General features: G+C 68.4%; 13 protein-coding genes. 5 read left to right on the plus strand and 8 right to left on the minus strand.

Annotation, left to right across the window (positions count from 1 at the left end; genetic code table 11):
- Positions 1 to 162 precede the first annotated feature (162 nt).
- The 4 genes from rplI to rpsF all read right to left on the minus strand — a co-directional run bounded on the left by rplI (position 163) and on the right by rpsF (position 2,668).
- Positions 163 to 762 (minus strand): 50S ribosomal protein L9, encoded by a 600-nt coding sequence (rplI, locus tag WG924_RS01995; protein WP_345931222.1) that lies wholly within the window; start codon positions 760 to 762, stop codon positions 163 to 165.
- A 22-nt stretch (positions 763 to 784) separates the two neighbouring features.
- Positions 785 to 1,738, minus strand: coding sequence for a YybS family protein (locus WG924_RS02000; RefSeq protein ID WP_345931223.1), 954 nt, complete (start codon positions 1,736 to 1,738; stop codon positions 785 to 787).
- Between the two features lie 156 nt (positions 1,739 to 1,894).
- On the minus strand, positions 1,895 to 2,170 hold the full coding sequence (rpsR, locus tag WG924_RS02005) for a 30S ribosomal protein S18 (RefSeq protein ID WP_188580106.1): 276 nt from the start codon (positions 2,168 to 2,170) through the stop codon (positions 1,895 to 1,897).
- 33 nt (positions 2,171 to 2,203) lie between these two features.
- On the minus strand, positions 2,204 to 2,668 hold the full coding sequence (gene rpsF, locus WG924_RS02010) for a 30S ribosomal protein S6 (protein WP_188580108.1): 465 nt from the start codon (positions 2,666 to 2,668) through the stop codon (positions 2,204 to 2,206).
- A 619-nt stretch (positions 2,669 to 3,287) separates the two neighbouring features.
- On the opposite strand from rpsF, the gene fabD reads away from it, so the two are divergent.
- From fabD to mltG, 5 genes are all read left to right on the plus strand, one after another.
- Positions 3,288 to 4,229, plus strand: coding sequence for an ACP S-malonyltransferase (gene fabD / locus WG924_RS02015; RefSeq protein WP_345931226.1), 942 nt, complete (start codon positions 3,288 to 3,290; stop codon positions 4,227 to 4,229).
- A 117-nt stretch (positions 4,230 to 4,346) separates the two neighbouring features.
- Positions 4,347 to 5,084, plus strand: a complete 738-nt coding sequence (gene fabG, locus WG924_RS02020) for a 3-oxoacyl-[acyl-carrier-protein] reductase (protein WP_345931229.1) — start codon at positions 4,347 to 4,349, stop codon at positions 5,082 to 5,084.
- Positions 5,085 to 5,280: 196 nt separating this feature from the next.
- A complete protein-coding gene (locus tag WG924_RS02025) occupies positions 5,281 to 5,517 on the plus strand; it encodes an acyl carrier protein (protein ID WP_188580114.1) in 237 nt (78 codons plus the stop codon).
- A 263-nt stretch (positions 5,518 to 5,780) separates the two neighbouring features.
- The gene (fabF, locus tag WG924_RS02030; RefSeq protein WP_345931230.1) at positions 5,781 to 7,040 is read left to right on the plus strand and encodes a beta-ketoacyl-ACP synthase II; all 1,260 of its coding nucleotides are present in this window, start codon (positions 5,781 to 5,783) and stop codon (positions 7,038 to 7,040) included.
- Between the two features lie 48 nt (positions 7,041 to 7,088).
- Positions 7,089 to 8,123: an endolytic transglycosylase MltG gene (gene mltG / locus WG924_RS02035; RefSeq protein ID WP_345931231.1), complete on the plus strand. Its 1,035-nt coding sequence runs from the start codon at positions 7,089 to 7,091 to the stop codon at positions 8,121 to 8,123.
- Positions 8,124 to 8,144: 21 nt separating this feature from the next.
- On the opposite strand, the gene WG924_RS02040 is transcribed toward mltG, so the two are convergent.
- The 4 genes from WG924_RS02040 to WG924_RS02055 are packed head-to-tail and all read right to left on the minus strand — an operon-like array spanning position 8,145 to position 11,933.
- Entirely contained in the window at positions 8,145 to 9,200 is a 1,056-nt protein-coding gene (locus tag WG924_RS02040) for a DUF6925 family protein (protein ID WP_345931233.1), read from the minus strand.
- The gene (locus WG924_RS02045; RefSeq protein WP_345931235.1) at positions 9,125 to 10,051 is read right to left on the minus strand and encodes an ABC transporter ATP-binding protein; all 927 of its coding nucleotides are present in this window, start codon (positions 10,049 to 10,051) and stop codon (positions 9,125 to 9,127) included. The genes WG924_RS02040 and WG924_RS02045 overlap by 76 nt, the downstream gene beginning before the upstream one ends.
- A complete protein-coding gene (locus WG924_RS02050) occupies positions 10,048 to 11,070 on the minus strand; it encodes a FecCD family ABC transporter permease (RefSeq protein WP_372044747.1) in 1,023 nt (340 codons plus the stop codon). The genes WG924_RS02045 and WG924_RS02050 overlap by 4 nt, the downstream gene beginning before the upstream one ends.
- Positions 11,067 to 11,933, minus strand: coding sequence for an ABC transporter substrate-binding protein (locus WG924_RS02055; RefSeq protein WP_345931237.1), 867 nt, complete (start codon positions 11,931 to 11,933; stop codon positions 11,067 to 11,069). The genes WG924_RS02050 and WG924_RS02055 overlap by 4 nt, the downstream gene beginning before the upstream one ends.
- Positions 11,934 to 11,936: the final 3 nt, after the last annotated feature.

Here is an 11,936-nt window from a genome sequence, read left to right on the forward strand (position 1 = left end):
AATTCATGCAACAGGTCGGGAGCCGGTTGTCCGGGGCATGTTTCCGCACAACCGCAGACGCCGTGGTTTGTTGCGTTGTGCAAAAATGACAACGGCCGCGTCCCGGATGTCTCCGAAACGCGGCCGCATGTCATGGACAGTCCGATGACGGAAGGGCGGTCCTCAGACCTCCTCTTCCTCCACCGCCAGATCCCCGGCATCGCCTTCATAGGCGGTGTCGTCGTCGTCTTCATAGGCCGAGCCCTCGGCCACCTCATAGGCGGCGTCGAGCTGGTCTTCGGTCTCGGTCGCGCGGCGCTGCTGGTTGGCGAAGTCGTCCATGCTGCGCACGACGCAGATGGTGACATCGACGACCACGTCGGGATGCAGCGAGATCGAGACGGTCTGGGTGCCCAGCGTCTTGATCGGCTCGCGCAGCTGGACCTGACGGCCGCTGACCTCGAGGCCGAAGCTCTCGACCGCCAGCGACACGTCGCGGGCGGTGACCGAACCATAGAGCTGACCGTTGTCGGCCGCCTGGCGGACGACGGGCAGCACCTGGCCGAGCAGCTTTTCGGCAAGGATTTCGGCTTCGGACCGGCGGGTGTCGTTCAGCGCGACGAGCGCCTTACGCTGGGTCTCGAAATAGCCGAGATTCTCCTTGGTCGCGCGCAAGGCCTTGCGCTGCGGCAGGAGGAAGTTGCGCGCATAACCGGGGCGGACCTTAACGCGGTCGCCAATCTGGCCCAGGTTCTGGATGCGCTCAAGCAGGATCACTTCCATCGGATGTACTCCTAAGGCGGTGTCAGGCGGCGCCGGAGCGGCGGCGCAGCCCGGCCCAACGTTCGACGAAGCCGAGAATGACGATCAGCAGGATCGGCCAGCGCAGCATCAGCGCCAGCATGTAGACCGCGGCGAGAATGAACCCGCCGCCGCGTGTGCGCCGGGCAAGCCCGTGCGCCACGCCCAGACCGAGAACCAGATACGGCATCGACGCCAGGACGGCGGCCACCCCGGCCAGAAGGCCGAGATCGCCGTCGCCACCGACGACGAGGGTGAGGGCAAGTCCCGCCATCAGAACCCAGCGAACCACCTCTGGCGGATCGAAGGTCGAGATCGACGGAAGCGGCCGCATGGCGCCGCCCAGAAGCCGCTCAGCCGCAAAACGGCCGAGCAGTCCCGACAACACCATCTGCACCACCCAGAAACACGCGGCGAAGGCGACGAAACGCCCCGCCAACCCTTCGGCCAGTGCCGCCGCGTCGGCTGTTGCGGCATCAGCCGCCATCAGCGCGATCAGCGGTTCCAGCGTCCGCGCGACTTCGCCGCGCAGGCCGCCTTCGGCGCCCAGGGTGAACAACCAGCCGCCGGCCACCAGAATGGCCGCCAGCGTGATCGCCACCGTCATCAGCCGCCCGCCCGGATACCATTCCGTGCCGCCCGCGCCATCGGGGCGCGAGAGCAGGGCGAACCGGGCGATCACCAGCACGGGAAGCGCGGTTGCCACCGCATATCCGATGCCATAGAGCACCTGTTCGGGTCCGGCGAGCGCCGCCGCGGTCAATGCACCGGCGATCGTGCCGGCAACCGCCGACAGCAGGCCGTTGGCGAGACCGAAGCGGAACGCCGCGGCGAAAAGCGGAGCCGGCGCCAGATATGCCGCGATCACGCCGAGCGCACCGGTCACGACCAGCAGGCTGCCAACGCCGCTGAGGGCGCCGGCTGCAAGGGTGATGGTGATGTCGCGCGAGATACGCATGGGGCCTGGGGGCACTCCGTTCCCGCCACCGCTGGCCAGACGACTGGCTCGGCATCGGTGACAAGGTCGTGTTTCTGTGTCCGGGCCTGGAAGATCAGGGGCCCGGGTCTGCTGATCCCACCGATCGCCATCCTCTAACGGACGGCGTCGTCGGGGTTACTGCAACACGAAGGGCAGGAGGGCGAGAATGCGGGCGCGCTTGATGGCGCGGGCAAGCTCACGCTGCTTCTTCGCGGACACGGCCGTGATCCGGCTCGGCACGATCTTGCCCCGCTCCGAGATGTAGCGGCTGAGCAGCTTCACGTCCTTGTAGTCGATCACCGGCGCGTTGGCGCCGGAGAACGGGCAGGTCTTCTTCCGACGGAAGAAGGGGCGACGCTGGCCCTGTGCCGCCGGAATCGTGACGGCGCTCTGTGACTTGTTGGAAGCCATGACGATCTATCCTCGCAAGACTGGACCTTGGGATCAGCGCTCGACGCGCTCGGGGCGCTCGCGACGCTCGAAGCGGTCGCCACGATCACCGCGATCGCCGCGGTCACCGAAACGGTCGCCACCGCGACGCTCGCCGCGGTCACCACGATCGCCGCGGTCACCACGTTCGCCACGACCGCGGCTCTGCATCATCGCCGACGGCTCGTCGGAGAGGCTGTCGACGCGGACGGTCAGATAACGCAGCACGTCTTCCTGATAGCGGAGCATGTACTCGATCTGCGTCAGCGCAGTCGGCGATGCTTCCATGTTCAGGTAGAGGTAATGCGCCTTGCGGTACTTCTTGACCCGGTAGGCGAGCTGGCGAAGGCCCCAGTTCTCCTGCTTGGTCAGGCGGCCTTCGTTCTCTTCGAGGATCTTCTTGATATCCTCGCCCAGCTTCTCGACCTGCTGGGTCGACGCGTCCTGACGGACGATGATCGTCGTCTCGTAGAAGGGCATTGTTAAAGACTCCTTACGGCTTTTTCCTGCCCGCCGCCCTGCCATCCCGCTCGCCGGCTTGTGGCCGGGCGCCGGGGGTGTCTTCGGGCGGTACGGGCTCAGCCGACACCACCCGGTGCCGGCAAGGAGCTGGTCGTCATGGGCATCCGCAGCCATCCGGCATCCGGACATGACAAACCCTCCGCGCACCGGCTTTCAGACGGCCCGGCGCGGAGGTTGCGCACTATACGCCAAGTCCGGGGGCGCGCAAGGCCAATCGGCGCCCGGCGAACCGGACATGGCGGATAGCCGCGCCGGCGCCGGCCCGGGCGGCGGCGCGGCCTGTTGCGGCAAGATCGACGGGGGACCGGTCGGGCCATATACTTCGGGTTGAATTAATCTCTGGAAACGCAGCCGGGTTCGGATAAACTGTGCCGCGGGCTCAATGCCGTGTCCTGGAAAAAAATCATGGAAACGGCGGGTTTGCCGGCCTGGGCCGATCGTCGGGCCGCATGGCCACGCGATGCGGTTCTTGACAATCGGTCGCGGTCGCGGTCATGACTTGGCCCACGACCGGCCCGGGATTGCAGACCTGCGGCGCGGCGATCGGGTCGTCAAGCCAAGACTGAAGCGAGGCTCCATGGCACGTGCGTTCGTCTTTCCAGGGCAGGGCTCGCAGAAGGTGGGCATGGGACAGGATCTTGCGGTGGCCTTCGCGGCTGCGCGAGAGGTGTTCGAAGAAGTCGATGAGGCGCTGAAGCAGCCGCTGACGCGCCTGATGTTCGATGGACCGGCGGAAACGCTGGTCCTGACCGAAAACGCCCAGCCGGCGATCATGGCCTGTTCGATGGCCGTGGTCCGGGTGCTGGAACAGCAGGGTGGCCTGGACATCGCCGCACAGGCGGCCTTCGTGGCCGGTCATTCGCTGGGCGAGTATTCGGCGCTGTGCGCGGCCGGTGCCCTCGACATCGGCGACACGGCCCGGTTGCTGAAGATCCGCGGACAGGCGATGCAGCTGGCGGTTCCGGTCGGCGTGGGGGCCATGCTGGCGCTGATGGGCGTCGACCCGGACGAGGCCCGCGCCATCGCCGATGAGGCCTCGGCCTCCGGCGAAGTCTGCGTGGTCGCCAACGACAACGCACCGGGGCAGGTGGTGCTGTCGGGCCATAAATCGGCCATCGACCGTGCGGTCGAGATCGGCAAGGCCCGCGGCAAGCGCACCATTCCGCTGGAGGTGAGCGCGCCGTTCCATTGCCCGCTGATGAAGCCGGCCGCCGACCGCATGGCCGACGCGCTGGCTCAGGTCGAGATCGATGCACCCCGCCTGCCGCTGATCGCCAACGTTCTGGCCGAGCCGGTCTCGGATCCCGACCGGATCCGTGGTCTGCTGGTCGATCAGGTGACCGGCGTCGTGCGCTGGCGTGAAAGCGTCCTGTTCATGAAGTCGGCCGGTGTGGAAGAAACCGTCGAACTGGGCGCCGGCAAGGTGCTGTCGGGGCTGACCAAGCGGATCGACCGCGCGGTCGCGGCCCGGTCGGTCGGAACCCCAGCCGAGATCGAGGCGTTCCTGACATCGCTCTGAGCCGTGCCACCTGTCCGGGTTGTCCGGTCGGGCTTTTGGGTTGCCGACCGGCTGCCGGCCCGATCCCGGCTCTCTGAATTGATCCTGGCTCTCTGAATACCGAGGTTGACCGATCCCATGTTCGATCTGACGCAGCGTACCGCGCTCGTGACCGGCGCCACCGGCGGTATCGGTGCCGCCATCGCCCGCGCGCTCCACGCCCAGGGTGCCATCGTGGCACTGCATGGCCGGCGCGCGGATGCGCTGGAGGCGCTGGCGGCGGAGCTGGGGGAACGGGTTCATGTGGTGCCGGCCGATCTCGCCGTCGACGGCGCCGCCGAGACCCTGGTCAAAGAGGCCGAGGCGGCCATGGGCGGGCTCGACATTCTGGTCAGCAATGCCGGCCTCACCCGCGACACGCTGCTGATGCGGATGAAGGACGCCGATTTCGATCAGGTGATCGACGTCAATCTGAAGGCGGGTTTCCGCCTGACCCGGGCGGTGATGAAGGGCATGATGAAGCGTCGCTATGGCCGCATCATCGCCGTCACCTCGGTGGTCGGGCATATGGGCAATCCCGGGCAGGCGAATTATGCCGCGTCCAAGGGGGGGCTCACCGCCATGATCAAGGCGATCGCGCAGGAGGTGTCCTCCCGCGGGATCACAGCGAATTGTGTGGCACCCGGATACATCGCGACGCCGATGACCGACGTGCTCACCGACGAGCAGAAGACCGGTCTGCTCGAAAAGGTACCAGTGGGCCGTCTTGGCTCACCGGAAGATGTCGCCGCGGCCATCGTCTATCTGGCGAGCACCGAGGCGGCCTATGTGACCGGTCAGACGCTCCACGTCAACGGCGGCATGGTCATGATCTGACCGCCGGGCCGGGGACGCGAACCGGACGAGCCCCGCGATCTTTGCCGTGGCATGCGGAAGTGCTGCTGACAAAGGTCCGGAAAGTGTGCTACAGCCCTTCTCGATTTCGACGGGGCTGCCCTGCACGACCAATCGGCAGTACGGCGCAACGCCCGAACGAACGCCACTTGCCCGTGAGCTTGAGGGACGACGACTGATGAGCGACATTGCTGAGCGCGTGAAGAAGATCGTGGTCGAACATCTCGGTGTCGACGAAGACAAGGTCACCGAGACGGCCAGCTTCATCGACGACCTCGGTGCCGACAGCCTTGATACCGTCGAACTCGTGATGGCCTTCGAGGAAGAGTTCGGGATCGAGATCCCGGATGACGCCGCGGAGAAGATCCTGACCGTCCAGAACGCCATCACGTTCATCCAGGAGCAGCAGGGCTGATTGTTCAGCCCTGACGCTCCGGGCGACGTGCCGGCGCCAGCCGCCGGTGCGGCCGCACCCGCTACGGCGCGGGTGAGCTGATCGAAGGGCCCGTCGCCGCACCGACATCTGTCGTGCGGCCATGGGTTCCGCCGCGAAACGGGCGTCGTCCGCCGATCCGATCGCTGACGGATGGGCGACAACGCCCGCTTCTGCCGTTGTGGCGGCCCCGTTCGGGCCGCCGGCACGCGGCCCATTCAGGCAGAAAGGACGCGCTGACCGAGATGAGACGTGTCGTCGTCACCGGGCTGGGTCTTGTCACTCCGCTCGCGGTCGGGGTGAAGACGAGCTGGGAGCGTCTGCTCGCCAGCAAGTCCGGAATCCGCAGCATCGACAGCTTCGATGTGTCCGACCTCACCGTCCGCATCGCCGCCATGGTGCCCAAGGGCGCCGGCGAGGATGCCTTCCGTCCGGAAGACTATATTCCGGTCAAGGACGTGAAGAAGATGGACGAGTTCATCCATTATGCCCTGGGCGCCGCCGACGAGGCGATCCGCGATGCGGGCTGGAAGCCTGAGGCGGAAGAGGATCTTGACCGGACCGGGGTGATGATCGGTTCCGGCATCGGCGGTCTGCCGACGATCGCCGAGGGCGCGATCGCGATGGAGCAGCGCGGCCCGCGCCGCGTGTCGCCGTTCTTCATTCCCTCGGCGCTGATCAATCTGGCCTCGGGCCAGGTGTCGATCAAATACGGCTTCCGCGGCCCCAATCACGCCGTCGTCACCGCCTGCTCGACCGGCGCGCATGCCATCGGCGATGCGGCCCGGCTGATCATGTGGGACGATGCCGACGTGATGATCGCAGGCGGCTCGGAAGCAGCGGTCTGCCGGATGGGCATTGCCGGCTTCGCGGCCGCCAAGGCGCTGTCCTCTGGCTATAACGACACGCCTGAGCGTGGTTCCCGACCCTGGGACAAGGGCCGTGACGGCTTTGTCATGGGCGAGGGTGCCGGCGTGGTCGTGCTTGAAGAGCTTGAGCACGCCAAGGCCCGCGGCGCGCATATCTATGCCGAGGTCATCGGCTATGGCATGTCGGGCGACGCCTATCACATCACGGCCCCGTCGGAAGACGGCAATGGCGGCTTCAGGGCCATGCAGGCGGCACTGAAGCGTGCCGGCATCACGCCGGATCAGGTCGACTACATCAACGCCCATGGCACCTCCACGCCGCGCGGTGACGTGATCGAACTGGCGGCGGTGAAGCGGCTGTTCGGCGATGCCGCCTACAAGCTGTCGATGTCGTCGACCAAATCGTCGATCGGTCATCTTCTGGGTGCTGCCGGCGCGGTGGAGGCGATCTTCTCGATCCTCGCCATCCGCGACAGTGTCGTCCCGCCGACGCTGAACCTCGATGACCCTGATGACGGCTGCGATATCGATCTGGTGCCGCATCAGGCGAAGGAGCGGCCGGTGCGCTATGCCCTGTCGAACTCGTTCGGCTTTGGCGGCACCAATGCCTCGGTCGTCTTCGCGCGACCGGAATGACCGCCCGTCGGTCCGACGTCTTTCGGATCGTCTGACGCAGGGGCTGCCGTGCGCATCCTGAAGTATATTGCCATCGCCCTCGTTTCCGTGATGACCCTGGTCGTCGCGGGGGCGGGGGCTTTGGTCTGGTGGGGCTCCGTGTGGCTGGAGACGCCCGCGGCATTGACCGAGACCCGCACCGTCATGCTGCCGCGTGGCACCGGTGTGATCGGCATCGCCCGGCGCCTGGCCGATGCCGGCGCGATCGACCAGCCGCTGGCGTTCCGGGCCGCGGTGACGCTGATGGATGTTCAGGCCGGTCTGAAAGCGGGTGAGTACCGTATCGAGCCCGGCCAGAGCCCGTCCGACATCATCGATATGCTGGTCGAGGGCCGGGTTGTGCTGCATCGCCTGACCGTGGCCGAGGGGATTACCCTGCGCAGCGCCTGGACCATGGTTGCCGAGGATGACCGGCTGTCGGGCGAGATGCCGCCGCTGGACAGCCTGGCAGAGGGCGGTCTGATGCCCGAGACCTATACCTTCACCCGTGGTGATAGCCGCGCGGGTGTCATCGAGCGCATGAAGGCCGCGATGGACCGGGCGCTCGACGAGGCATGGGCCGCGCGCCGGCCGGATCTGCCGTTGTCATCGCCCGAGGAGATGCTGATCCTGGCCTCGGTGGTCGAGCGCGAGACCGGGGTGGCCGATGAGCGGCCGCTGGTCGCCGGGGTGTTCATCAACCGGTTGAAGCGCGGCATGCGCCTGCAATCGGACCCCACCGTGATCTATGGCCTGAGCGACGGCACCGGCCGGATCACCCGTGGCATCACCCGCAGCGATCTTGGCACCGCCCATGACTGGAACACCTATGAGATTGACGGTCTGCCGGCAACGCCGATCGCGCTCCCGGGCCGCGCCAGCCTGATGGCCGTGGCCCAGCCGGCCGAGACCGATGCGCTGTATTTCGTGGCCGACGGCACTGGCGGGCATGTGTTCGCGACCACACTGGCCGAGCACAATCGCAACGTCGCCAAATGGCGGCGGATCGAGCGCGAGCGCCGTGCCGCCGCCAGGGCCGCAGCGACCGGCTCGAAACAAGACTGATCTGCCGCAGCTCGGCACCTGTCATCTGGCCGCATCGCCGCCGGCCGGATCGTGGACATGCTGCCAGTCGGCGATCAGTGCCGGGTCGCCGATACCCATCTGGCGGGCCTGCCGCAAGGCCACCTTCACCGCCGCCCTGATCCATCGGCCATCAAGGTCTTCACAGCCGGCGGTCAGCGCGGCGCCGTGGCGTGGCGGCAGGCCGCTATCCACCGCATCGAACACCCGCTGCATGATCATGGCGGCGCGCGGGTCGCCATGGCGGGCGAACAGGGCTGCGAATGACAGATGTGCGGCAAGGTCGAAGGGGCGCGGGCGGCCCGTCATGTCCCGCAGCGGGTTGGCCGCGTGCATTGTCAGTCCGGCAACCTCGCCCTCGGCAATCGGGGTGGGCGCCGAATGCGCCAGCCCGGCCGCCAGCAGTTTGGGCAGAAGATGGGTGTGCGGGCCTTCGGGCGAGGTTTGACCAGCTGTCGGAACTGGCTGATAAACCTCGATTCGTGACAATCTGGTCATGAAGACGCGATGGCCGCCGGTGGCGGCGGCGGCGCGGCGCGGTCCCGGATCGGGGCCAAGCAGCGGCCGGCCGGCCAGACCGCGCAGAACCGCGATCGCGGCCGGATCGGACAGCCGGATACAGGCATCGACATGGGGGATGGCGAGGCCCAGATCGAACAGGATCGCCGGCCGGTCCTGATCGCGCACCGCGTGGTCATCCGGCCCCAGCTCGGTCACCACGCTGTGCGCGGCGCAGGTTGCGGCCGTCGCCGGCTGGCAGAAGGCGATGGCCGACGACCAGCCGATGCCGTCGGCGGATGGCGTGTGATAGGCGAGCGGCCGGCACGCCGTTCCAGTGTCCACCGCCAGCGCGCCCCGCGCCGTGGCCATGGCCAGCCGCGCGGGAACGTCTGCGGTGCCCATGATTGCTTCGTCGGCATCACGGATGAACTCGGCGATGGCCCCGAAACTGCCGGTGCTCCAGCCCTGGGCCGGATCGGCGATCAGGTCGGCGATGAGCCGACGGGTGTCGTCGTCTTGTATCGTGCGGCGGTCTGTGGCGCGGAAGCTCGCGGGCATGGTGCCACCTCGTCATCATCGGGTTGGTGTGATGGGGGGATGGATGCGGCATCGTCGGCGCGGCCGATCCGTGCCCAGGGAATGATCAGCGGCCGGCCGCATGCCTCGCCACGCCAGGCATGAATGCCATAGGCGGTGGCCAGATGGCGCGCAGCCAGCACCTCGGTTGCGTCGCCATCGGCCAGGACCCGGCCTTGCGTCAGCAGCACCAGCCGGTCGCAGAACCGCGCCGCCAGCGACAGATCGTGCAGCACCGCGATAACCACGGCACCCTGGCGCGCCTGATCGGCCAGCACAGTCATGACATCGAGCTGGTGGGCGGGGTCCAGCGCCGCCACCGGCTCGTCGACCAGCAGCACCGGCGCCTCGACCGCCAGCGCGCGCGCCAGCAGCACACGCACGGTTTCACCGCCCGACAGCCGGTCGATGCGGCGGCCGGCGAAGCCTGTGGTGCCGGTCAGGGCCATGGCGCGGGCGATTGCCGCCCTGTCGGCCGGCGTCGTGCCGTCGCCATGGGGCAGGCGTCCAAGAGCGACGACCGCGTCGGCGCCCAGCGGCCAATGTGCCTGACCGCCCTGCGCCAGATAGGACAGGCAGCGCGCGCGCCGCATGGCGGGCAGGTCGTGGATCGGGCACCCGCCCAGACGCACCATGCCGCGATCGGGCCGCGACAACCCCGCCAGCAGGCGGAGCAGGGTGGTCTTGCCGGCGCCATTGGGCCCGATCAGCCCGACCAGCCGGCCGGGCGCGAATTGCAGGCCGACCGCATCCAGGATGGGGCGCGCCGGCCCGGCAACGGTGATGCTCACGGCCTCCAGAACCGGACGCTCTGCCATGGCGGTGGCGGTCATCGGGGATCCTTTCGGGCAACGGACAGGATCAGGGAGGCGAGGAACGGGGCACCGATCAGCGCCATCACCACACCCAGCTTCAGCTCGGGCCGGGTCGGCAGCAGGCGCAGCAGGATGTCGGCTGCGAGCGTGAAGGCGGCACCGGCCGGGCCGGACACCCAGACCAGGGCCGCCGGCCGGTGGTTGACCAGCGGCCGCATCAGATGCGGCACGATCAGCCCCACGAAGCCGACCGCACCGGCGACGGCGACCCCGGGCCCCACCGCCAGCGCGGTGCCGATGATCGCCGCCAGCCGGGTGCGGGTGATGTCGAAGCCCAGGCTGCGGGCGGTGTCTTCGCCCAGGGTCAGGGCTTCGAGCGCCCGGCCTGTGCGAACCAGCATCGCCAGCCCGATCAGGATCGGCGGTGCCGCCAGCCAGACATGGTTCATACTGCGATCAGCCAGCGATCCCATCAACCAGAACACGATTTCCAGTGCTGCATAGGGTGAGGGCGCGAGGTTGAGCGCCAGCGCGGTCAAGGCGGCGGCAAAGCTGCCGATGGCGACCCCGGTCAGGATCAGCGCCGTGGTTCCCGCCCCCCGGCGGGCGACCAGCGCCAGAACCAGTGTCGCCAGCAAGGCCCCGGTGATGCCGCCCAGCGGCAGAGCCAGCGCCCAGAGCGCCCCCAGCCCGCTATAGAACACACAGACCGCGCCGAAGCCTGCGGCGCCACTGACCCCGATCACCCCCGGATCGGCCAGCGGGTTGCGCAGCAGGCCCTGAAGGATGGCCCCGGCCATGGCGAGCCCCGCACCCAGCAGGGCGGCCAGGATCGCCCGGGGCAGGCGCAACTCCACCAGGACCAGCGCATCGAGGGTTTCGCGGTCCTGCCACAGATCGGCGATGGCCTGCCACAGATCCAGCCCGTCGGGACCGGTCGCCACCGAGGTGAGCATCAGCAGGGCGGTCAGTGCGGCAAGCCCGCCGGTGACGACGCGCGTGCCGGCGGCAAGACGGATGTATGGCCTCATCATCATTGGTCGGCACCGCGTCGGGCCAGCACCGTGCGGCGCGCAGCCGACAGCCTTGCCACCGCCTCGGCGACCCAGGGGCCCGGGCAGACCCACAGCGCCGCCGGCAGCGAGGCGATGGTGATGCCGGCCTGGCGGCTGCGGAAGGCCGGATGGTCCAGCACCTCGCGTGCCAGGGCCGGGGGTGCGGCGCCATCGCTGTCCAGGATCAGCAGCTCCGGCTTCAGCCGCAGCAGCCGTTCCAGGCCGATGCGGCCGTCGCCATCCACCGGTGCATCCGGCGCCAGATTACGCAGGCCGGCGGCGGTGAGGATCTCGTCCTGAAGCGTGCCGGCGCCGGCAACGCCGCCGCCGGGCCGCAGCACCACCACGCCGGGCATGCCGCCCGGATCATCCGGCGCCGGCCGCGCCGCCGCCAGCATGGCATCCATCCGGGCCAGCATGTCGACACCGGCATCGGGATTGCCGATAACGGCCGCGAGGCTGGTCACCTGATCGCGGATACCATCGAGGCTGGTTGCCTCGTCCAGAAGCTGCACCGGGATGCCGGCGCGGCGCAGCATGGCGGTGGTGGTGGCGGTGGTATAGCGCCCGGCCACCACCAGATCGGGCTGGAGCCGGGCAATCTCTTCGGCCCGCCCGTGATTGAGCGTCAGCCCGGCGGCAGGGCCGGCATCGATCGCCGCCGGCCCTGCCGCCAGCCAGGTGACCGAAACCAGCCGCCCCGGTGGCGCCAGCCGCAGCAGCAATTCATCCGCGCACAGGTTCATCGAGACGATCCGGGCCGGCGCCGCCCCGACGGGTGTCGCAGCCGGGATCATCGCCGCAAGGATCATCGCCGCCACGGCCACAGGGCTGCGCCGGATCATGGC

The organism is Tistrella arctica, assembly GCF_039630945.1.
Classification (GTDB): Bacteria; Pseudomonadota; Alphaproteobacteria; order Tistrellales; family Tistrellaceae; genus Tistrella; species Tistrella bauzanensis.

Bases quoted from the DNA above. Each gene is read 5' to 3' on its own strand.
- rplI (WP_345931222.1), bottom strand. From the start codon at position 762: ATGGAAGTGATCCTGCTTGAGCGCATCCAGAACCTGGGCCAGATTGGC.
- WG924_RS02000 (WP_345931223.1), bottom strand. From the start codon at position 1,738: ATGCGTATCTCGCGCGACATCACCATCACCCTTGCAGCCGGCGCCCTC.
- rpsR (WP_188580106.1), bottom strand. From the start codon at position 2,170: ATGGCTTCCAACAAGTCACAGAGCGCCGTCACGATTCCGGCGGCACAG.
- rpsF (WP_188580108.1), bottom strand. From the start codon at position 2,668: ATGCCCTTCTACGAGACGACGATCATCGTCCGTCAGGACGCGTCGACC.
- fabD (WP_345931226.1), top strand. From the start codon at position 3,288: ATGGCACGTGCGTTCGTCTTTCCAGGGCAGGGCTCGCAGAAGGTGGGC.
- fabG (WP_345931229.1), top strand. From the start codon at position 4,347: ATGTTCGATCTGACGCAGCGTACCGCGCTCGTGACCGGCGCCACCGGC.
- WG924_RS02025 (WP_188580114.1), top strand. From the start codon at position 5,281: ATGAGCGACATTGCTGAGCGCGTGAAGAAGATCGTGGTCGAACATCTC.
- fabF (WP_345931230.1), top strand. From the start codon at position 5,781: ATGAGACGTGTCGTCGTCACCGGGCTGGGTCTTGTCACTCCGCTCGCG.
- WG924_RS02040 (WP_345931233.1), bottom strand. From the start codon at position 9,200: ATGCCCGCGAGCTTCCGCGCCACAGACCGCCGCACGATACAAGACGAC.
- WG924_RS02045 (WP_345931235.1), bottom strand. From the start codon at position 10,051: ATGACCGCCACCGCCATGGCAGAGCGTCCGGTTCTGGAGGCCGTGAGC.
- WG924_RS02050 (WP_372044747.1), bottom strand. From the start codon at position 11,070: ATGATGATGAGGCCATACATCCGTCTTGCCGCCGGCACGCGCGTCGTC.
- WG924_RS02055 (WP_345931237.1), bottom strand. From the start codon at position 11,933: ATGATCCGGCGCAGCCCTGTGGCCGTGGCGGCGATGATCCTTGCGGCG.